Source organism: Rothia kristinae, from assembly GCF_016028855.1.
Taxonomy (GTDB): domain Bacteria; phylum Actinomycetota; class Actinomycetes; order Actinomycetales; family Micrococcaceae; genus Rothia; species Rothia kristinae.
On sequence record NZ_CP065738.1, the window covers coordinates 430,360 to 451,698 of the forward strand.

Here is a 21,339-nt window from a genome sequence, read left to right on the forward strand (position 1 = left end):
TTCAGGCCTTCCCGGTGGTCTTCGCCGACGACGCCGCACCGGAGCGCTTCGCCGTCGTCTTCTTCGCGGTCGTCTTCCTGGCGGTGGCCTTGGTCCCGGTGGTCTTCTTGGCCGTCGTCTTGTTGGCGGGGCTCTTCCGGGCGGGCTTCTTGGCCGGGCCCTTGGCCCGCTTCTCCGCGAGCAGCTGCACGACCCGCTCGGTGGTCAGGCCCTCCAGGGTCTCCGAGCGGGGCACCGTCACGTTCGTCTGCCCGTCGGTGATGTACGGGCCGAAGCGCCCGTCCTTGACGACGATCGGCAGGTCCGTGCTCGGGTCCTTCCCGAACTCGGCCAGCGGCGGCTTGGCCGCGGCCCGCCCGCGCTGCTTGGGCTGGGCGTAGATCGCCTCGGCCTCCTCCAGGGTGATCGTGAAGATCTGTTCCTCGGAGGCGATCGAGCGGGAGTCCAAGCCCTTCTTCAGGTACGGCCCGTAGCGCCCGTTCTGCACCGTGATCTCGGTGCCCTCGGCGTCCTTGCCGACCACCCGGGGCAGGCTCAGCAGCTTCAGCGCCTCCTCCAGGGTCACGGTGGCCAGGTCCATGGACTTGAACAGCGACGCCGTGCGCGGCTTGGCGGCCTTGGGCTTCCTGATCGGCTTGGGCTTGCCGTTCTTGTAGTACTCGACGGGCTGCTCGGCCTTCCAGCGCTCGAACTCCTCGTCGGTCATCTCCGGGATGAGCTCGGTGACGTAGGGTCCGAACCGCCCGTCCTTGGCCACGATCATGTGCCCGGATTCCGGGTCCACGCCGAGCTCGCGCCCGTCGGACTTGCCCTGCTCGATCAGCTCCCGCGCCTTCTCCGGGGTCAGCTCATCCGGGGCGAGGTCCTGCGGGATGTTGGCCCGGATCGGGTCCGTGACCTCCCCGGTCTGCTCATCCACGCCGCCGCCGGACTCCAGGTACGGCCCGTAGCGGCCCACCCGCAGGGTGATCCCCTCGGCGATCTCCACCGAGTTGATGGCCCGGGCGTCGATCTCCCCGAGGTCCTCCACGATCGGCAGCAGCCCGTGCTTGGTCTCGTTGCCGTAGTAGAAGCCGGTCAGCCACTCGTCCTTGCCCTGTTCCCCGCGGGCGATGCGGTCCAGGTCCTCCTCCATCTCCGCGGTGAACTCGTAGTCCACGTACTTGGAGAAGTGCTCCTCCAGCAGGCGCACCACGGAGAACGCGATCCACTGCGGCACCAGGGAGCCGGAGCGGTTGGCCACGTACCCGCGGTCCACGATCGTGGAGATCACCGCGGCGTAGGTGGAGGGCCGCCCGATTCCCAGCTCGTCCATGGCCTTGACCAGGGAGGCCTCGGTGTAGCGCGGCGGCGGGGCGGTCTCGTGCCCGTCGGCCGCCACGTCGCGCCCGGTCAGCGCGTCGCCTTCGGCCAGCTTCGGCAGGCGCTTGTCCTGCCCGCGCCCGTCGGCCTCCTCCTCGCGGGCGGCGTCGCGGCCCTCCTCGTAGGCGGCGAGGAACCCGCGGAAGGTGATCACGGTGCCCGACGCCGAGAACTCGGCGGTGCGCCCGTCCGCGGTGCGCGCGGCCAGGCGGATCGAGGCGGTCTGGCCCTTGGCGTCGGCCATCTGGGAGGCGACGGTGCGCTTCCAGATCAGCTCGTAGAGCCGGAACTCGTCCGCGGAGAGCTGGGACTTCACGGCCGAGGGTGTGCGGAAGGAGTCCCCCGCCGGGCGGATGGCCTCGTGGGCCTCCTGGGCGTTCTTGGACTTGGAGGCGTAGTGGCGCGGGGACTGCGGGACGGACTCCGCCCCGTACAGCTCGGTGGCCTGGCGGCGGGCGGCGTTGATCGCCTGCTCGGACAGGGCCACCGAGTCCGTGCGCATGTAGGTGATGTACCCGGACTCGTAGAGGCGCTGGGCCACCTGCATCGTGGAGCGGGAGGAGAAGCGCAGCTTGCGCGCGGCCTCCTGCTGCAGGGTCGAGGTGGTGAACGGGGCGGCCGGGCGGCGGGTGTACGGCTTGGTCTCCACCGAGGTCACCACGAAATCAGCGCCCTCCAGCGCGGCGACCAGTCCACGGGCGGTCTGCTCGTCCAGGTGCGCGACCTTCCCCCGGGAGGCCGGCTTCAGGGCGCCGTCGTCGGCGAAGTCCCGGCCGGTGGCCACCCGGGCGCCGTCCAGGGCGGACAGGCGGGCGGTGAAGGACTCCTCGGCCTTGGTGGCGAAGGTGCCGGTCAGGCCCCAGTACTCGGCGGCGCGGAAGGCCATCCGCTCCCGCTCCCGCTCGACCACCAGGCGGGTGGCCACGGACTGCACGCGCCCGGCGGACAGCCCCTGCTTGACCTTGCGCCACAGCACGGGGGAGAGCTCGTAGCCGTAGATGCGGTCCAGCACCCGGCGGGTCTCCTGGGCGTCCACCAGGTCCGCATCGATCTCCCGGAGGTTCTCGAAGCCGCGCTGGATGGCCTCCTTGGTGATCTCCGGGAAGGTCAGCCGGTGCACCGGGACCTTCGGCTGCAGCACCTGCAGCAGGTGCCAGGCGATGGCCTCGCCCTCCCGGTCGCCATCGGTGGCCAGGTACAAGGCGTCGCTGTCCTTGAGCAGCCGCTTGAGCTCGGCGACCTTCTTCTTCTTGTCCGGGCTGATGACGTAGTACGGCTCGAAGTCGTGCTGCACGTCCACCGCGAACTTCCCGTACGGGCCCTTCTTCATCTCGGCGGGCAGCTCCGACGGCTGGGGCAGGTCGCGGATGTGCCCCATCGAGGATTCGACGACGTAGGCGTCGCCCAGATAGCCCCCGATGGTCTTGACCTTGGAGGGGGACTCCACGATGAGGAGGCTCCTCCCGCTGCCCTTGCCCTTCGCCTGTGCTGGCACGTGACTCCTTCGGAATCGAGATGACCGGTGGATGAGTGGATGCGGTTCCCACGATAGCCGAGGACGCCGCGGGCCCCGCCGAGCATCCCCAGGCCGGGTGCGGGCGGGGTCGGACTCAGCCCGCGGCGGGAGCGGCGCCCGACGTCGTCTCCGGCAGCACCAGGAACCCGCGCTCCACGAGGGTGCGCACCCGCGCCAGCAGGGCCACGGCCGGGTCCGGACCCTCCCAGCCGAGCAGGGCGCCCAGGGCGTCCAGGATCTGCCCGACGGACAGCTCGCCGTCGCAGGCGGAGACGAAGCCGGCGTCCTGCGTGCTCAGCAGCTCGGTGCGCCGGAATCCCGTCCCCTGGCGCAGCAGGATCACCCCCGGGTGCTCCGCTCCCGGGCGCTGGTGGCGCTCCTCCGTGACGTCCTCGCCCACCGTCAGGTGCTGTTCGCGCAGGGCCGCATCGTCCAGGCCCGCCGCGGCGTCGTGGGCCGCAACAGCCGCCGTCAGGAACGGGGCCAGCGGCTGCTGCAGCGGGTGGGTGATCTCCTCGAAGCGGCGCAGGGCCCGCCCCTCGGCGTCGGCGGGGGCCTCGGACTCGGCGGGGCGACGCAGCCAGACCATGCCGAAGCCGACGGCGGCGACCCCGCGGGCCGCGAAGTCCTCGAGGTAGGCCAGGAACGCCTCCTCGTAGGCCGCCGGATCCCGCTGCTGGCTGGCATCGCGCAGCCAGGTCTGGGCGTAGCCCTCCGGGGTGAGCTCCTCGCGCTGCACGAACCACGCCTCGGTCTCCGCGCCGACCCACTGGCGGGGCCGGGTGTCCCAGTCCGCCTGCTGACCCGGCGCAGTGGCGGGGATCTCCCAGTTGGCCAGCAGCTGGGCCCGACCGCCGGGGACCAGGTGCTCGGGCAGCTCGCGCACCAGCCGCTCCACGAGCTGATCCCCCGCCATCCCGCCGTCGCGGTAGGTGTAGCGCCGCCGCGGATCCTCCCCGGGGGTGCGCGGGGTGATGACGAAGGGAGGGTTGGACACGATCAGCTCGAAGCGCTGTCCCGCCACCGGCTCCAGCAGGCTGCCGCGCAGCAGCCGCACCCGCTGCTCCGGGTGGGCCGGGTCCAGGCCGAGGGCCGCGGCGTTGAGCACCAGGTTGAAGCGGGTGAAGGCCAGGGCGCGCTCGGAGAGGTCCGTGGCGGTCACGTGCCGGGCGTGGGCCAGCAGATGGAAGGTCTGGATGCCGCAGCCGGTACCCAGGTCCAGGGCCGTGTCCACGGGGCGGCGCTCGGTGATCTGCGCCAGGGTCAGGGAGGCCTGCCCGATGCCCAGCACGTGATCGGCGGGCAGCGCCCCGGGGTGCTGGTGGGCGCCCAGGTCCGAGGCCACCCACAGGTCCGTGCCGTCGTCGGCGGAGTGCGGGCGCAGGTCGAAGGCCGCCCGGTAGCGGGGCGCGGCCGCCGGGGCATCGGGGGCGTCGGTCTCGGGGTCCTCGCTCGCGGGGGTGAGGAAGCCGAGGTGATCCAGCAGCCGGGCGGCGCCCTCGCCGAGGGTCGCGTCCAGGGCCTCAGCACTCAGGGTCCCGGCCAGCAGGAAGAAGTCCACGGCCCCGGCCAGCCGACGCCGCCCCGCGGTGACCCGTGCGCCGTCGGGCATCGCGGCGGTGCCGGCCAGGATGGTGCGCACCCGGTGCCGGGCGGGGGCGATCTGATCCCGGGCCATCGCCTCGAAGGGCCCCTCGCCCAGCAGGGCCAGGACGCCGTCGTAGGAGTAGTCCACGGCGGCCAGGGCCTCGGCCAGGGATTCGAGGGCTGCGGGGTCGTCGCTGCGCGGGGCGTGCGGGATGCGGGAGAAGGCGGGGGCGTCGGAGGTCACGGCCTCCAGTCTCCCACGACGCCGAGCACCCGCCGCGCGGCGCACGAGATTGGTTCACAGATCAAGCGTTATCGCGCACAATGGCAGGATGAGCACCGATCAGCACAGCACCCGCGGCACCTACGTGACCCCGGGGCAGGAGTACACCCGGGACACCGACTACATCGAGGACCGCATCCTCGCGGACACGGGGCTGGCACCGGGCACGGATGAGCGCGAGCGCGGCGTCTGGCCCGTGGAGGCCGGGCGCTACCGGCTCGTCGCGGCGCGCGCCTGCCCGTGGGCCAACCGCACGCTGATCGTGCGGCGCCTGCTGGGCCTGGAGGAGGCGATCTCCGTGGGCATGCCCGGACCCACCCACGACGCCCGCTCCTGGACCTTCGACCTGGATCCGGACGGGGTGGACCCGGTCCTGGGCATCGAGCGGCTGCAGCAGGCCTTCCTCAAGCGCTTCCCAGACTACCCCAAGGGGATCACCGTGCCCGCCGTCGTCGACATCCCTTCCGGGGAGGTGGTGACCAACGACTTCGCGCAGATCACGGAGGACTTCTCCAAGCAGTGGCGGGCCTTCCACCGCGAGGGCGCCCCGGACCTGTGGCCGGAGGCCCTGGAGGAGGAGATGCGCGCGGTGATGAAGCGGGTGTTCACCGAGGTCAACAACGGGGTGTACAGGTGCGGGTTCGCCGGCTCCCAAGAGGCCTACGACGCCGCCTATGAGCGGCTGTGGACCGCGCTGGACTGGCTGGAGCAGCGCCTCTCCGAGCGCCGCTACCTGATGGGCGAGCACATCACCGAGGCGGACGTGCGCCTGTTCACCACGCTGGTGCGCTTCGACGCCGTCTACCACGGGCACTTCAAGTGCAACCGGTCCAAGCTCACGGAGCTGCCGAACCTGTGGGGCTACGCGCGGGACCTGTTCCAGACCCCGGGATTCGGGGACACCATCGACTTCCAGCAGATCAAGCGGCACTACTACGTGGTGCACGAGGACATCAATCCGACGCAGATCGTGCCCCTGGGCCCGGACACCTCCGGGTGGCTGACCGGGCACGGGCGCGAGGCGCTGGGCGGGTCCCCGTTCGACGCCGCCGCGGGGGCCACCGCCCCGGGCCCGGTGCGGGAGGCGGAGCGGGTGGCCGCCGGGCACAACCCGCTGTACCCGGCGGCCTAGTCCCGCTCCGGTCCTGCCCCGGCTCGGACCAGGCCCGGCCCAGCCGAGCCCCGGGTTCCGCCGGGGCTCGGCATTCAGGCGCGGGAGGACTCGGTCGCGGGCCGGGTCAGCGCTCAGTCGCGGGCCGGCGGCGTCCAGACCTCGGCTTCGGAGTCCTCGCCGTAGTAGTGGCCGTGGGGCAGGGTCTGCAGCTCGATCAGCATCCCCCACGGGGCCTTCACGTACACGCTGCCGTTGCCCTCGGTGTCCTCGTGCCGGGAGTTGCCGTGCACCTCGGACAGCGCCTGCCCGCCGGCGTCGATCAGCCGCTGCCGGCTGGTCTCGATGTCGTCGGTGTAGACGCTGAGGTGGTTCAGCCCGTAGTCGGCCAGGCCCGCGGCCGGCTGGTGCGGGCCCTTGATCTGGAACATCTCCAGGCTGGGGCCCGTGCCGATGACGATCATCCGCTGCCGCACGATCTTCGCCCCGGCCGGCAGGCCCAGCTGCCGCTCGACCTCCTCGCCCTGGCGCGGCTCGTCCTGCCCGGTCAGCCCGTCGTAGGCCACCTTGGCCCCGAGCCCCTCCCGCAGGAAGCGCGTGGCCTCCTCCAGGTCCGGCACCGTCACTCCCAGGTGGTTGATTCCCCTGATCTCCTCGGCCGTCATGGGCCCTCCTCACGTTCGCTCCGGTGGATTCACCGGCTGATCAGGGGCGACGCCGGGTGGCCTCGCTCGTCCTCCCCGAGCCTACGTCGCCTGCCGCGGCCTCGTCGGCCGTCAGTCGCCGAGGCGGAAGGCGCGCCCGGTGATGTAGTCCGGGGCGATCTCCACGTACTCGAGCTTCTCGGTGCGCAGCCAGGGCTTCAGCCCCAGCGCGTCCACCTTCGCCGTCTCCTCCGGGTCCGTGAGGATGCGGGCGGTGCCGCGGACCATGACGCTGTAGGCCGTGCCGCCCTGCACCGAGTCGATCTCGAAGGCCACGTGCGGGTTCAGCTGCAGCGTGGTGAGCTTGGAGCCCTTCGCGGAGCGGAAGTACAGGTGCCGGTGGGAGGCGACGATGTTCAGCGGGGTGATGTCCACCCGCCCGACGTCGGCGGTGCCCAGGCGTCCGAAGCGGGCCGCCTCCAGCAGCTGCCAGCTCTCGTCCAGGCTCAGCTCCCGCACCCGCGGCTCCTGCTCCTGCCGGTCCTGACCGGAGATGTTCATCGGAAAGCTCATGCGGACATTGTCCCATGATCCACCCGCACATGTGAGCTGCGCGACCCGCTGCGGCGACCCCCGGACCGGGCCGCACCGGGGCCCGGGCGCCCGTCCCGCGCCCGCGGTGCACAATGGACGGGTGCCCGCCCCCGTCCCCGCCGAGAACCCGCTGCTGCGCGCCCTACACCGCGGCAGCCAGCCCCCGGAGATCACGCACGTGCGCGTGCTGCCCGAGCGCGAGGCCGTCGTCGCCGACTGGCCGGACTGGGCCCATCCGGCGGTCATCGATGCCTTCCGCGGGCTGGGCGTGCCCCACCCCTACCGCCACCAGGCGCTGGCCGCCGACGCCGCCCACGCCTTCCAGCGCACGGCCCGCGCCCGGGCCCGGCAGGCGCGCCGGGCAGGAAGGATGGTCTCCCCGCGCGGCGGCGAGCACCTGATCCTGGCCACCGGCACCGCCTCCGGCAAGTCCCTGGCCTACCAGCTGCCCGCCCTGGATGCGGTGCTGCGCGGGGAGGTCGGACCCGAGGAGGGCGGGGCGGCGGAGCCGGCGACGGTGCTGTACCTGTCCCCCACCAAGGCCCTGGCCGCGGATCAGCTGACCTCGCTGCGAGCGCTGGGCCTGTCCGCGGTGCGCGCGGCGACCTACGACGGGGACACCCCGACCGAGGACCGGCGGTGGATCCGGGACTACGCGAACGTCATCCTGTGCAACCCGGACATGCTGCACGCAGGGATCCTGCCGAACCACGAGCGGTGGGGGCGGTTCCTGCGCCGGCTGACCTACGTGGTGGTGGACGAGGCGCACGGGTACCGGGGCGTGTTCGGGGCGCACGTGGCGATGGTGCTGCGCCGGCTGCGCCGGGTGGCCGCCCTGCACGGGGCCGCGCCCACCGTGATCGGCGCTTCGGCCACCTCGGCCCGACCCCGGGAGTCCTTCGCCCGGCTGCTCGGGGCGGAGCCGGAACAGGTCACCGCCGTCACCGCGGACGCCTCCCCGCACGGGGCGGTCACGGTGCTGCTGTGGGAGCCGCTGCTGGAGGAGGAGGTCGCGGACGGTCTGGCCGCCCGGCACCGCCCGTCCGGCACCGGTGGGTCGATCCCGTCCTCTTCCGCCGACACCGCCCCGCCGGTGCCCGGGATCGGGCCGGGGCAGGGGCGCCCCGGGCCCGGGGAGAACGGGGGGCCGCGGCGTCGCTCGGCCCTGACCGAAGCGGCCCAGCTGCTCACCGAGCTGGTGGCCGAGCGGGTGCGGACCATCGCGTTCATCCGCTCCCGGCGCGGCGCGGAGACCCTCGCCCGGATCGCCCAGGAGAGCCTGGGCGAGCTGGATCCGGCGGTGGCCCACCGGGTGTGCGCCTACCGCTCCGGGTACCTGCCGGAGGAGCGGCGGGAGCTGGAGCGGCAGGTGCGCTCCGGGGAGATGCTCGGGGTGGCCTCCACCCCGGCCCTGGAGCTGGGCATCGACGTCGCCGGGCTGGACGCGGTGCTGGTGGCCGGCTGGCCCGGGACCCGCGCCTCCTTCCAGCAGCAGATCGGACGGGCCGGCCGGGCCGGGCAGGAGTCCCTGGCGGTGCTGGTCGCCGGGGACGACCCGCTGGACACCTACCTGGTGCACCACCCGCGGGACGTCTTCGACGTCGCGGTGGAGACCACCGTGTTCGACCCGCACAACCCGTACGTGCTGGCCCCGCACCTGTGCGCGGCCGCCGCGGAGCGCCCGATCCGCCCCGAGGAGCTGGACCTGTTCGGCCCGCGGGCCGAGGCCCTGCTGGACGGGCTGGTGCGCGACGGCTACCTGCGGCGGCGCCCGACGGGCTGGTTCTGGACCCACCCGGAGTCCGCGGCCGCCGCGATCGACCTGCGCGGGGCCGGGCGGCGCCTGCAGATCATCGACGCGCAGACCGGCGGGATCATCGGCACGATGGACGACGCCCAGGCGCACCGGCAGGCCCACCCCGGGGCGATCTACGTGCACCAGGGCCGCACCTGGCACGTGGAGGAGCTGGATGAGGCGGGCGGGGCCGTGCTGGTGACCCGGGCGCACCCGGATTTCTGGACCCAGGCGCGGGACATCACGGAGGTCTCGGTGCTGGAGACCGAGCGGACCCGGGACTGGGGGCCGGTGCGGGTGCATTCGGGCACGGTGCGGGTGCGCACCCAGGTGGTCTCCTTCCAGCGTCGGGCCGTGGCCACCAACGAGGTCATCGACGAGCAGCCCCTGGAGCTGGCGCCGCAGGAGCTTCTGACCCGGGCCGTGTGGTGGACCGTGCCCGGACCGGTGATGGCGGGGCAGGGCGTGGCGGAGCCGGAGTTCCCCGGGGCCCTGCACGCCGCCGAGCACGCCGCGATCGGCCTGCTGCCGCTGGTGGCCTCCTGCGATCGGTGGGACATCGGCGGGCTGTCCACCGCGCTGCACGCGGACACGGAGCTGCCGACGATCTTCGTCTACGACGGATACCCCGGCGGGGCGGGCTTCGCCGAGCACGGCTTCGACGTCGCCCGCGCGTGGCTGAGCGCGACCCTGGAGGCGATCCTGGCCTGCGAGTGCGAGACCGGGTGCCCGTCCTGCGTGCAGTCCCCCAAGTGCGGCAACCGGAACCACCCGCTGAGCAAGGCAGGCGCTGTGGCCCTGCTGCGGGGGATGCTGCAGACCGCCGATGAGGACGCCGAGCCCGGATCCGCCGCCGACCCGGATCACGAGCCTGATCCCGCGGACCCCGAGGGCGGCGGACCGGCCCGGGCCACGCCGTAGGCCGGTCCCAGCAGCCGCGCCCCCACGGCCAGATCCACGGCGACCCGCACGTCCATGATCTCCGGGTCCTCCGGAGCGGGTGCGCAGGAGACCATGCGGGCCCGGTTCTCCCGGGCGGTGCGCGCGGCCTCGTCGCAGGCCACCCCGGGGCGCAGCCCCCGGGCGGTGTCCGCGGCCGCCAGGGCGGCCAGATCCGCGGCCGTGGCCGCCCGATGGGTGCACAGGGCCACGTGCCCCAGCAGGCACACCGCGGCCAGCAGCACCCCGATCACGGCGATGATCCCGACCATCGCGACGGTGGAGGCCCCGCGCTCCCCGGCCGGCTCCGGCGCCGTCGGCCCGCGCTCCCGTCCCGATCGGAGAAGCTCCGGCGCAGCCCACCGGCGCGGCCCGGGCGCTCGGCGCGGGCGAGGGATTCGGTGCGGCGGGGTCCGGCCGGTCATGGCTGGGCCTCCCGTGCGGCATCGGCCCGGGCGCTGTCCACCCGGGTCGTGGCCTCGGCGGTGATCTCCAGCCCGCCCCACGCCCCGATGATCCCCGGGGCCCGGGTGCGCACGGAGACCGTCGTGCTGTCCCCAGTGGTGGCCACGCCGATGCGGGCCTCGGCCCCGATGATCTCGCGGGCCGTGCGCTGCGCCTCGGCCGGGGGATCCCCGCGGGCCAGAGAGCGGGCCGCCAGCCGCGCGGCCTCCTCGGCCCGCACCGACGTCGCGGCGCAGGCCCCGGCCCCGAGCACCACGGCCAGCAGCAGCACGATGCACGGCAGGACGACGGCGAACTCCGCGGTCGCGCTGCCCCGCTCGATCTCGGTCGGGTGCGCGGGCCCGGGACCGGTGTGCACCGGCCCCGGGCCGTTGCGGTGTCCCATGGCTCAGCCCGTGGACAGCGCGGTGCGGATGATGCCCATGAGCAGCTCCTTCACCTCGCCGGACTTGAGGATGACCACGAGCAGACCGGCGAAGCCGACGGCGGCGAGCATGACGATGCCGTACTCGGCGGTCGTCGCGCCCAGCTCCGGGTCATCGGCCCCGGCCCGGCCGGGGTGGCGGACCACGTCACCGGTGAGCGTCGGCGGGTCCTGGACGGCCCGGGCCTCGACGGCCCGGGGGTCTGCTCCGGGATCCGCGACCTCCGGGACGGGCGCCGCCTCGGTGGCCGCGGGGTGCGCGGTCTCGGGCTGCGCCGGGGCGGGGTCCGCGGCCCAGGTGGGGTCCGCGGCGGGGGTGTTCGGTTCGCGTCGCATGATGCGTCCTCTCCTCGTTCTCTTCTGGATCACCCGGCGGCAGCCGCCGACCGGGGGTTCTTGGGGTCACCACAGGGCGGGGACCAGGCCGATGAGCACCGGGATCACGCCCAGGCAGACGAAGGCGGGCAGGGAGCACAACCCCAGGGGCAGCATCAGCCGGACCCCCAGGGCCGCGGCCTGCTGCTGGGCGTCGCGGTGGCGTCGGTTCCGGATCCGCCCGGCCTGCGCCCGCAGCAGCGCGGCCGCCGGGGCCCCGGTGCGCACCGCGATGTCCAGGGCCTCGCGCAGGGTCCGCAGCTCCTGCGCCTGCTCCCCGGGCGGCGCTTCCTCTGTCCCAGTGGGCTCTGGCCTCGCAAGCTCTGGCCCCGCAGGCTCCGCCCCCGCGCCCGCTGGCTCTGCGCCCCCTGGTCCGCGGCACCCGCCCAGGCCCGGTCCCAGTCGAGGCCGGCCTCCAGCAGGGCCGCGACCCGCCGCAGCGACGTCGCGCGCTCCACCTCGGCCAGGACCGAGACCGCCCGGGTCACGGACAGCCCGGCGTCGAGCATCGCCCCGATCAGCTCCAGCCGGATGGCCGCCGGAATGCCCGCCGCACGGGAGGGCTCCCGGGCGACGGCGGAACCCGCCCGCCGCAGCGGATGGCGCCCCCACAACGCCAGGACCGCGCCGAGGATCATCGCGAAACCAGTCATGGCGCGGCCTCCTCGGCGCCTCGGACCAGCCGACGCGTCCAGAGCAGTCCCGCGGCGGAGAGTCCGAGCCCGAGGGCTAAGGCCAGATGTCCCCAGACCATCCCGAGCAGCACCCCGAGCGGGTCCGTGCCCATGACCATCCCCAGCCCGAGGCCCAGCAGCGGCAGGGTGGACAGGATGCGGGCGGTGGCCTTGGGGCCGGCCAGGGCGGTGTCCCGGGCGGCCAGGGCATCCAGCTCGTCCTCCACGGCCCGGGCCAGGCCCTCCAGCACCCCGGCCAGCGGGGCCCCGGTGCGCCCGGAGACCGCCCAGGCGGCCGCCAGCGCATCGCGTACCGCCCGGGATCGGGGGTGGTGCAGCCGGGCCGTGCGCAGGCTGCGGGCCGGGTCCGCGCCGAGCAGGGCCCCCTCGTGGGCGCAGCGGATCAGCTCGTCGATGTCCCGCCCGACCGCACCCGCCTCCTCCCGTGCCTCGCCGCGGCCCTGCTCGCGCAGCGCGGCCCAGACGGCGGCCGGTTCGATGCCCGCCCGCAGCAGGGCCGCCATCTGCTGGATCAGCGCCGGCCACCGTTCCAGATCGATCCGCTGCGCCACGGCCCGCCGGGAGCCGCCCACCGCGCGCATCCTGCCCAGCAGTTCGTCCCACGGGGCCGGGCCCGTCTGGCGGGATGAGTCCACGGGCAGCGGTCGGGACCTCCCGACGCGGGGCCCGAGCAGCAGCAGGAGGCTCCCGGTGATCAGCAGCAGGGTCGCGCTCATGTCCACTCCTCCCCCGGTGTCTCCCCGAGCCCCAGCAGCCGACACAGCGCGGGCAGGCCCGGGCCCGGGTGGGCGGCGTCGTTCTCCGGGCAGATCCACGCCGGGCACACGGACAGGCCCTCGCCGCCCGCCGCGCCGGACGCGCCGCCAGCCGCCGGGGCGCGCCCGACGTCGTCCGGGCCGGGAAGCGCGCCGGGCAGGCGATCGTCCCGGAAGACCCCGATCTCCCGGACCCGGCGCCCGCGGGGTCCCCGGTCCAGGTGGATCACGGCCCCGAGCCCGGTGAGCACCTGCCGGCGCACGGCCTCCGGCGCCAACCCGGCCAGGGCACCCAGGGCCAGCAGCCGGGAGGGCACGGCCTGCGCCGAATTGGCGTGCAGGGTCCCTCCCCCGCCTTCGTGGCCGGTGTTCAGCGCCAGCAGCAGATCCTTCAGCTCCTCCCCGCGGCACTCCCCCAGGACCAGCCGATCCGGACCCATGCGCAGGGCCTCCCTGATCAGGACGGTCAGCCCGATCCCGCCGGTGCCCTCCGCGTTGGGCTGGCGGGTCTGCAGGGAGACGACGTGCGGGTGCTCGGGGCGCAGCTCCGCGGAATCCTCGATCAGCACGAGCCGCTCCCGGGCCGGGCACAGCCCCAGCAGGGCGTTGAGCAGGGTGGTCTTGCCCGAGCCGGTGGACCCGGAGATCAGGAAGGAGATCCGCGCGGCCACGATCCGGCGCAGCAGCCGCGCCGTGGTCTCCTCGCACAGCCCGGAGGCGCACAGCTGCGCGAAGTCCGGGCGGTGCTCCGGCTGCAGCCGGATGGACAGCAGCGGGTGCTCCGGGGCCACCGGGGGCAGCACCGCGTGCACCCGGTACCCGGCCGCGGTCTGCACATCCGCGCAGGGGTGGCTGGTGTCCAGCCGGCGCCCCGCCAGGGTGATCAGCCGCACCGCGAGCTCCCGGACGGCGTCGTCATCGGGGAAGGCGAGGTCCCGACGCCGCGGTCCCTGGGCGCCGTCGGTCCAGATCTCCCCGGGGGCGTTGACGTAGATGTCGGTCAAGCCCGGCTCGTCCAGGAGAGGCTGCAGGATGCCCAGGCCCCGCAGCTCCGCCCGCTCGGCCTCCCAGCGGGCCAGGCGCCCGCTCGCGCTGCCCACCCCGCGCATCACACACCCACCTCGAGGGAGCGCCGGGCCAGTCCGGGCCCGGCCTCGGACCCGCCGGGGGCCTCGGCGGCGGCCAGGGCGGCGTCGGCCACCGCGGCCACGGGGCGGCGCAGGCCGCGTCGTCGGGAGACCTCCAGGAGGGCGCCGTCATCGTAGGCGGCGTACACGGCCGGCACGTGGGGCAGCGCCGCGGCCAGCGGGGCGCCGAGGATCTCGGCGACCTCCGCATCGGAGACGTCGCAGACCCGCGGGCCGGCCCCCACCGGCACGATGGGCAGCACCGGGGCCCACCGGCGCATCGCCGACTGGGCCTGGCAGATCCCCCGCAGCGTGAAGGGCACGAGCAGGACCAGGACGCTGCAGCGGGAGACCCACTGGGTCTCCAGGCCGCCCGGCGGGACCATGGCCGCGGCCGAGCCGAGGTCGATCACGGGCAGGGCCACCGTGCCCAGCGCGTCCACGACGCTCCACCGCCCGGCATCGGGCCGGGTGCCGAACCCGGGGTGCGCGGGGTCCGCGGTGAGCACCGGGATGCCCTGCGGAGCAGGAAGGGAGGCCAGCAGCCGGGCCGGCTCCGGGCGCCGCGGCAGGGCCTCGAGCTGCTGCCAGCGCAGACCGTCCAGGCTGCGGGCGCTCAGGCACGAGTCCAGGCCGATGCTCGCCGCGACGGCGTCCACCACCACGGGTTCGCGTCCGTCCTCCCGCAGCCGGTCGGCCAGCCACAGGGACAGGGCGGAGGCCCCGATGCCGCCGCTGGCCCCGAGCACCCCGATCCGCGGGTGCCCGGGCTCTGCGGCCCCCTCCTGAGCCAGGTGGTCGGCCAGCCAGGCCCGGCCCTGAGGCAGCAGCACGACGTCGGGCTGGCGCCACACCGCGCCGATCCGGTGGGCCGCCGCCCACGGGTCCGCGCCCCCGCTGATCCCGGCGATCACCGCGGGCCGGCGCGGCTCCGGCGGGGCCGCCGGGCCGATCAGCAGCTGGTGCAGGCCGGGGACGTCGTCGGCCTGCACCAGCAGCACGTCCTCAGGGCCGCACAGTGGCGGGTGTTCGGCATCGGCGGTGCGCAGGGACATCCGGGCGGCCCGGGCGACATCCTCGGCGATGCCGAGGAACCCGGGGGAGCTGCCCCAGACCAGCACGCCGCGTCCGCTCTCCGGGGCCCGGTGGGCCGGTTCGGCGCCGAGGCGGTCGGCGATCAGCCGCTCGGCCTCGCCGTCGGGGGCGGGCGCGGGGCGCAGGGGTCGGGCCCGGTCCGGGATGCTCAGTGGGCTGGCCGCGGTGGTTCTCATGGGCCCACCCTGCCCCGCGCGCCGCACCGGCCCGCCGGCCCGGCCCCGGTCCTGCGGGCCGACTGTGGAGGACGCCCGGGAATCCGCGGTGGCATGCGCCCCTGTGGATGCCCGCCCGCCTGGGATGATGGGTCCATGCACATCCTCCTGGGCCCGGCCCCCGCCGCGGACGACGCCGCCGCAGGCCACGCTCGCGACGCCTGGCGGCTCGTGCGGCCCGAGGCCCCGGATGACCCGGCCGACGGGGCATCGCCGGTGCCGCGGCGCTTCCGTGAGGTGCCGTGGGAGCAGCTGGGCGAGGCCGTGGGGGCGACGCTGCGGTCCCTGCCCGCCGAGGAAGCGGCCCGGATCCGGTGGGTGCTGCCCTCGTGCCGGGAGGTGATGCCGCAGCTGCTGGCCTCCGGGGTCTCACCGGATCGCTGCTGGGATCTGACCCTGTGCCAGCGCATCCTCACCGGAGTCGCCTCCTTCCCGGACGGGACGCTGGACTACACCCCGACGGTGCCGCTGGACCCGCAGCAGCAGGAGCGGCCGCCGGGCCGCCTTCCCACACCGCGGGCGGATCCCGCGCAGACCTCCCTGTTCGATGCCCCGGCCGCCGCGCGGGGCCCGGCCCGCCCGGATGCTGCGGTCCTGGCGGCGGAGTTCCGCGCTCAGGAGGCGGCGGTGCGCGCCTCCCCGGCCGCGTCCCGGCTGCGGCTGCTGCTGGCCGCGGAGTCCCAGGGCGGGCTGATCGCCCAGGAGATCGAACGCGAGGGCCTGCCATGGGACCGTGCGGTGCACGAGGCGCTGCTGGAAGACCTGCTGGGCCCGCGTCCGCCGGAGGGGCAGCGGCCGCAGAAGATGCAGGCCCTGGCCGAGCGGATCGCCGAGCAGTGGGGCCTGCCCCAGGTCAATCCGGATTCCCCGCAGGAGCTGCTGCGCGCCATGCAGTCGGTGGGCATCACGGTGGATTCCACCCGCAAACACGCCCTGCTCGAGTGGGCCGAGCACGGCGGCACCCGGGCCCCGCGCCGTCGGGAGATGATCGCCCCGGTCCTGGAGTACAAGGGGCTGTACCGGCTGTGGACGGCCAACGGGTGGCACTGGCTGGACGAATGGGTGCGCGACGGCCGCTTCCACGCCCGCTACGTGGTGGGCGGGGTGATCACGGGCCGGTGGGCCGCGCACGGGGGCGGGGCCCTGCAGATCCCGCACGCGGTGCGCGAAGCCGTCCGGGCCGACCCCGGGTGGGTGCTCACGGTGGCCGATGCCTCCCAGGTGGAGCCGCGCATCCTGGCCGCGATGGCCCAGGACCGGGCCCTGGCCGTGGCCGGGCAGGGCCGGGACCTGTACGAGGGGATCGCACGGCTCGGGGAGCGCACCGGCTCGGCGCTGACCGAGCGCAAGGCCGCGAAGGTCACGCTGCTGGGCGCGATGTACGGGGCGAGCACCGGGGAGGCCGGGGCCCTGGTGCCGCACCTGCGGCGGATGTTCCCCGAGGCGATCGGCCTGGTGGAGCAGGCGGCGTCGGTCGGGGAGCGCGGCGGGCAGGTGCGCACCTGGCTGGGGCGCACCTCGCCGCTGCCGGATGCGGACTGGTCCGCGGCCGTCGCGGACGTCTCCACGGCCGCCGCGGAGGCCCGTTCGGTGCGGCTGCGTCGGGCGCAGGGCCGGTTCACCCGCAACTTCATCGTGCAGGGCACGGCCGCGGAGTGGGCGATGTGCTGGATGGGCGAGATCCGGCGGCGCCTGCGCGGCGCGGGAACGGGGGACCCAGCCGGGCCCGACGGCGCCGGGGCCGACGATGCCCCGGGCCCGCTGCGCACGCGCCTGGTGTTCTTCGTCCACGACGAGGTGGTGCTGCACGGTCCCGCCGAGGAGGCCCCGGCGGTGCGGGCTATCGTCCGGGAGGCGGCGGCCGCCGCCGGGCGGCTGCTGTTCGGGCAGGCCCCGGTGGAGTTCCCGCTGACCGTGGCCCAGGTGAGCTCCTACGCCGAGGCGAAGTGAGCCGGGCGGCATCCCCGTCCCGACGGCGCCCCGCCGGCAGCGGCCGACGCCGCGCCGACGGGACTCACCGCGGGGCGGGGATCCTGCGGGTGGCGTCCCATGGCAGCTCCCAGCCCAGCCGATGCAGCAGCCGATCCAGGAGGATGCCGGTGAATCCCCAGATCGTCACGGATTCCGCGCCGACGGGCACCGTGAAGGCGGGCGTGTGATGGGTCGCGGGCCCGCGGGTCACCGTGGCCAGGTGCCGATGGGAGGGGTCCAGCAGGTCCCGGACGGGCACCCGCACGACCAGCGAGGACTCGGCGTCGTCCACCACCTGCACCAGGGACGGCTCACGCCACCAGCCGAGCACCGGGGTCACGAGGTGGCCGCTGACGGGCAGGGGCACGGGGGCCAGGCGCCCCAGGACGTCGATGCCGGCCCGGTCCACCCCGGTCTCCTCCACGGCCTCGCGCAGCGCGGCCTCCACGGCCGGATCCTGCGCGGCCCGGTCCTCGGGGTCCACCCGGCCGCCGGGGAAGGCGGGCTGCCCGGCGTGCTGGCGCAGCGTCGCGGCGCGCACGAGGATCAGCACGTCCGTCTCCGCCACAGGTGCCGCGGCGCGGGCGCCGTCGCTGACGCCGATGCCGGCGCCGTCGCGGGAGCCGAAGAGCATCAGCACGGAGGCCTCCCGGGCCCTGCCGGCGGGCAGGTTCCCCAGCCGCCAGGGCTCGCGGTCCACCAGCTGCAGCCGCTGGCCCCGCGCGCCCAGGGCGGCCAGCTCCGTCCGGGCCTCCCGGGCCAGGACGGCCCGCGCCGCCGCGGTGCCCAGCCCGCCGGACGGCGCGGTCGAGGCCGGCGAGGCATCGCGCTCAGGCACCGAGACCGTACCCCTCGACGCGCAGCTGCCGACGAGTCGCACCCTCCAGGAACCGCCGGTGCAGCTGCTCCCGGCCGGGGGCGAACTCGTACTTAAGCAGCCGGGCGGCGGCTTCCGGGTCAGTCTCCCCCGCGCCGTAGGAGGGACACAGGTCCGCGACCGGGCACACCCCGCAGGCCGGGCGTCGAGCGTGGCAGATGCGGCGTCCGTGGTAGATCAGCCGGTGGGAGAGCATGGTCCAGTCCTTCGGCGGGAACAGCGCGGCGACGTCGTGCTCCACCTTCACCGGATCCTCCTGCTCGGTGAAGCCAAAGCGGCGGGCCAGGCGCCCGAAGTGCGTGTCCACGGTGAGCCCGGGGCGGCCGAAGGCGTTGCCCAGCACCACGAACGCGGTCTTGCGCCCCACCCCCGGCAGGGCCGTGAGCCCCTCGAGGGTGTCGGGGACCTCGCCGTCGTGCTCATCCACGAGCCGGTCGGCCAGCGCGATGATCGAGCGGGTCTTGGCCCGGTAGAAGCCCAGGGGGCGCACGATCTCCTCGACCGCCTCGTGCGGGGCCTGCGCGAGATCCTGCGGAGTGGGGTAGGCGGCGAACAGCCCGGGGGTGACGGCGTTGACCTTCACATCCGTGGTCTGCGCGGAGAGCACGGTGGCCACCAGCAGCTGGAACGGGGAGTCGAAGTCCAGCTCCGCGACGGCGTAGGGGTAGGTCTCGGCGAGGATGCGGTTGATGCGCCGGGCCCGGCGCACCCGCCCCGTGTGCGTCTCCTCCTGCCCCCGACGACGCCGCCCGGCCGCCCCGGCGCGGGCCTTGTCCTCCGGGAGGCGGCGGATGGCCGGTCCGGGCGCGTCGACCGAGGTGGGCGGGGTCTGCGGGGCGGATCCGGTGGGGCTCATGATCTCCGAGGGTACCCGTTCTCAGCCCCGCGGCGGCGGGGCACGCGCCCCGGCGCAGGCCCTCCTCGGCGAACCGCCGATGCACTTCCCAGACACCTCTTGTCATTGCGATGGGTTCTCAATACTGTGGTGCCGATGCCGCACCGTGACGGGTAGCACTGCCTCGCGAGCGCCTCGCCTCGCGCAGGTTCGACGCCTTCTCCTCGAAAGGAACCCCATGGCCGCCTTCGACTGGTCCGTCCTGACCGATCTGCTCAAGTCCGCTCTGGACATCGCCTCCCAGATCATCAAGATCCTGCAGGCCGCCGGCGTCTTCGGCTGACCCACCCCCTCCCCCACCCCATCCGAGAAGGAGATCCCATAACCGTGGACGTCGCCGCCATCATCCAGGCCGCCATCGCCATCGCCCAGGACGTGCTGCCCTGGCTGGAGAAGCTGGCCCGCGCCATCTTCGGCGGGTGAAGCACCCCCAGGACCGACCCTGAGCACCCCGGGCCCCGCCCTGCCGCACCGGCAGAGCGGGGTCCGCGGCGTCCGGGGCCGCTCCGCTTTCCCGGCGCACGGGCTCGCGGCCCGCACGCACCGCACGTTCTGGCCCCGCCACCATCCACAGGTGAGCGGGATCACGAGCGCTCCGCTACAGTGGGAGGCAGTTCACACGATCCGAAGGAGCATCCCGTTGAGCGAGAACGCACTGGTCTTCCCCCCGTCCGAGGAGTTCGCCGCCCAGGCCAACGCCACCGCCGAGCTGTACGACGAGGCGCAGCGCCGAGGCGATGAGTTCTGGGCTGAGCAGGCCCGCACCCTGCTGCACTGGGACACCGAGTTCACCGAGACCCTGGACTGGTCCACCCCGCCCTTCGCCAAGTGGTTCCAGGACGGGCGCCTGAACGCCGCCTACAACGCCGTGGACCGCCACGTGGAGGCCGGGCACGGGGACCGGGTCGCCCTGTACTTCGAGGGCGAGCCCGGGGACACCGAGGAGTACACCTACGCCCGGCTGAAGGATGAGGTCTGCCGTGCCGCCAACGCCTTCGCCGAGCTCGGCGTCGGCCACGGGGACCGCGTGGCGGTGTACCTGCCGATGATCCCGCAGGCTGTGATCACGATGCTCGCCTGCGCGCGCCTGGGCGCGATCCACTCGGTGATCTTCGGCGGCTTCTCCGCGGATGCGATCCACTCCCGGGTCAACGACGGCGAGGCCAAGCTGGTGGTCACCGCGGACGGGTCCTACCGCCGCGGCAAGCCCACCCGCCTCAAGCCCACCGTGGACGCGGCGCTGGCCAAGGGCGCCCCGTCGGTGGAGCACGTGCTGGTGGTCCGGCGCAACGGGGAGGAGATCGAGTGGACCGAGCAGCGCGACGTGTGGTGGTACGACGTCGTGGACCGGGCCTCCGCCGAACACACCCCGCAGCCGCACGGGGCCGAGGATCCGCTGTTCATCCTCTACACCTCGGGCACCACCGGGAAGCCCAAGGGCATCCTGCACACCACCGGCGGCTACCTCACCCAGGCGGCCTACACCCACCGGATGGTCTTCGACATCAAGCCGGAGACGGACGTGTACTGGTGCACCGCCGACGTCGGGTGGGTCACCGGGCACACGTACATCGTCTACGGCCCCCTGCTCAACGGCACCAGCCAGGTCATCTACGAGGGCACCCCGGACTCCCCGCACCGCGGGCGCTTCTGGGAGATCGTGGACAAGTACGGGGTGAGCATCCTCTACACCTCCCCCACCGCGATCCGCACCATGATGAAGTGGGGCGAGCAGATCCCCGGGGAGTACTCCCTGGAGTCCCTGCGCCTGCTGGGCACGGTGGGCGAGGCCATCAACCCGGAGGCCTGGACCTGGTTCCACCGGGTCATCGGCCACGGTCGCTGCCCGATCGTGGACACCTGGTGGCAGACCGAGACCGGCGCCATCATGATCTCCCAGCTGCCCGGGGCCACCGCGGCCAAGCCGGGCTCGGCCCAGCGCGCGCTGCCGGGCATCAGCGCCGAGGTGGTCGACGACTTCGGCCAGCCCCTCGGCGCCGGGGAGTCCGGCCTGCTGGCTCTGACCCACCCGTGGCCCTCGATGCTGCGCACCCTGTGGGGCGATGACCAGCGCTTCCAGGACACGTACTGGTCCCGGTTCGGGGAGCGGACCTACTTCGCCGGGGACGGCGCGCGCCGGGACGAGGACGGGGACATCTGGGTGCTGGGCCGGGTGGACGACGTCATGAACGTCTCCGGGCACCGGCTGTCCACCCCGGAGATCGAATCCGCGCTGGTCTCGCACCCGGCGGTCGCGGAGTCCGCGGTCGTGGGGGCCGCGGATGAGACGACCGGGCAGGCCGTGATCGCCTTCGTGATCCTCTCCGACGCCGCCGCCGAGCAGGACGGGGACCGGGAGGAGCTGGCCGCCCAGATCCGGGCCCACGTGGGCGAGGCGATCTCCCCGATCGCCAAGCCGAAGAAGGTGCTCATCGTCCCGGAGCTGCCCAAGACCCGCTCCGGCAAGATCATGCGCCGGCTGCTCAAGGACGTGGCCGAGGATCGCCCCGTGGGGGACACCTCGACCCTGGCGGATTCCACGGTCATGGACCAGATCACCCGGTTCCTGCGCTCCTGAGCGGCCCCCTGAGCCACCCTGCCCCCTCGGGAGCCG

General features: G+C 74.4%; 17 protein-coding genes. 4 read left to right on the forward strand and 13 right to left on the reverse strand.

All coding sequences use genetic code 11. The features are described 5' to 3' along the window. Position 1 precedes the first annotated feature (1 nt). Together topA and I6G21_RS01925 are read right to left on the reverse strand one after the other, a co-directional pair. On the reverse strand, positions 2-2,857 hold the full coding sequence (topA, locus tag I6G21_RS01920) for a type I DNA topoisomerase (protein ID WP_129357729.1): 2,856 nt from the start codon (positions 2,855-2,857) through the stop codon (positions 2-4). Positions 2,858-2,972: 115 nt separating this feature from the next. Continuing rightward, a complete protein-coding gene (locus tag I6G21_RS01925) occupies positions 2,973-4,709 on the reverse strand; it encodes a methyltransferase (RefSeq protein WP_129357728.1) in 1,737 nt (578 codons plus the stop codon). Between the two features lie 88 nt (positions 4,710-4,797). On the opposite strand from I6G21_RS01925, the gene I6G21_RS01930 reads away from it, so the two are divergent. Then, positions 4,798-5,880: a glutathione S-transferase family protein gene (locus tag I6G21_RS01930; protein ID WP_129357727.1), complete on the forward strand. Its 1,083-nt coding sequence runs from the start codon at positions 4,798-4,800 to the stop codon at positions 5,878-5,880. A gap of 113 nt (positions 5,881-5,993) precedes the next feature. On the opposite strand, the gene I6G21_RS01935 is transcribed toward I6G21_RS01930, so the two are convergent. Both I6G21_RS01935 and I6G21_RS01940 read right to left on the reverse strand, forming a co-directional pair. Beyond that, positions 5,994-6,524, reverse strand: coding sequence for a VOC family protein (locus I6G21_RS01935; protein WP_129357726.1), 531 nt, complete (start codon positions 6,522-6,524; stop codon positions 5,994-5,996). 111 nt (positions 6,525-6,635) lie between these two features. Then, complete coding sequence (locus I6G21_RS01940; protein ID WP_224800047.1) at positions 6,636-7,076, reverse strand: pyridoxamine 5'-phosphate oxidase family protein; 441 nt, start codon at positions 7,074-7,076, stop codon at positions 6,636-6,638. Between the two features lie 121 nt (positions 7,077-7,197). Between I6G21_RS01940 and I6G21_RS01945 the strand changes: the two genes are divergently transcribed. Beyond that, on the forward strand, positions 7,198-9,813 hold the full coding sequence (locus tag I6G21_RS01945; protein ID WP_232238483.1) for a DEAD/DEAH box helicase: 2,616 nt from the start codon (positions 7,198-7,200) through the stop codon (positions 9,811-9,813). On the opposite strand, the gene I6G21_RS01950 is transcribed toward I6G21_RS01945, so the two are convergent. From I6G21_RS01950 to I6G21_RS01980, 7 genes are all read right to left on the reverse strand, one after another. Further along, positions 9,756-10,256, reverse strand: coding sequence for an Rv3654c family TadE-like protein (locus tag I6G21_RS01950; RefSeq protein ID WP_129357724.1), 501 nt, complete (start codon positions 10,254-10,256; stop codon positions 9,756-9,758). The two genes, I6G21_RS01945 and I6G21_RS01950, sit on opposite strands and share 58 nt — an antisense overlap. After that, positions 10,253-10,681, reverse strand: coding sequence for a TadE family type IV pilus minor pilin (locus I6G21_RS01955; protein WP_129357723.1), 429 nt, complete (start codon positions 10,679-10,681; stop codon positions 10,253-10,255). Before I6G21_RS01955 ends, I6G21_RS01950 begins: the two co-directional genes overlap by 4 nt. A 3-nt stretch (positions 10,682-10,684) precedes the next feature. After that, positions 10,685-11,056, reverse strand: a complete 372-nt coding sequence (locus tag I6G21_RS01960; protein WP_081046178.1) for a DUF4244 domain-containing protein — start codon at positions 11,054-11,056, stop codon at positions 10,685-10,687. A 66-nt stretch (positions 11,057-11,122) separates the two neighbouring features. Continuing rightward, complete coding sequence (locus tag I6G21_RS01965; RefSeq protein ID WP_197939453.1) at positions 11,123-11,323, reverse strand: hypothetical protein; 201 nt, start codon at positions 11,321-11,323, stop codon at positions 11,123-11,125. Positions 11,324-11,744: 421 nt separating this feature from the next. Then, entirely contained in the window at positions 11,745-12,506 is a 762-nt protein-coding gene (locus I6G21_RS01970; RefSeq protein WP_061225352.1) for a type II secretion system F family protein, read from the reverse strand. Further along, a complete protein-coding gene (locus I6G21_RS01975) occupies positions 12,503-13,654 on the reverse strand; it encodes a TadA family conjugal transfer-associated ATPase (protein WP_129357721.1) in 1,152 nt (383 codons plus the stop codon). The genes I6G21_RS01970 and I6G21_RS01975 overlap by 4 nt, the downstream gene beginning before the upstream one ends. After that, complete coding sequence (locus tag I6G21_RS01980) at positions 13,654-14,943, reverse strand: hypothetical protein (RefSeq protein WP_061225350.1); 1,290 nt, start codon at positions 14,941-14,943, stop codon at positions 13,654-13,656. Before I6G21_RS01980 ends, I6G21_RS01975 begins: the two co-directional genes overlap by 1 nt. 135 nt (positions 14,944-15,078) lie before the next feature. Here I6G21_RS01980 and I6G21_RS01985 point away from each other — a divergent pair, with 135 nt between their 5' ends. Further along, positions 15,079-16,932, forward strand: coding sequence for a bifunctional 3'-5' exonuclease/DNA polymerase (locus I6G21_RS01985; RefSeq protein WP_232238484.1), 1,854 nt, complete (start codon positions 15,079-15,081; stop codon positions 16,930-16,932). A gap of 64 nt (positions 16,933-16,996) precedes the next feature. On the opposite strand, the gene I6G21_RS01990 is transcribed toward I6G21_RS01985, so the two are convergent. Beyond that, positions 16,997-17,791, reverse strand: a complete 795-nt coding sequence (locus tag I6G21_RS01990) for an NUDIX hydrolase (RefSeq protein WP_081101538.1) — start codon at positions 17,789-17,791, stop codon at positions 16,997-16,999. Further along, a complete protein-coding gene (gene nth, locus I6G21_RS01995) occupies positions 17,784-18,686 on the reverse strand; it encodes an endonuclease III (protein WP_129357720.1) in 903 nt (300 codons plus the stop codon). Before nth ends, I6G21_RS01990 begins: the two co-directional genes overlap by 8 nt. A 679-nt stretch (positions 18,687-19,365) precedes the next feature. Here nth and acs point away from each other — a divergent pair. After that, entirely contained in the window at positions 19,366-21,303 is a 1,938-nt protein-coding gene (gene acs, locus I6G21_RS02000) for an acetate--CoA ligase (protein ID WP_232238486.1), read from the forward strand. The last annotated feature ends 36 nt before the right edge of the window (positions 21,304-21,339 follow it).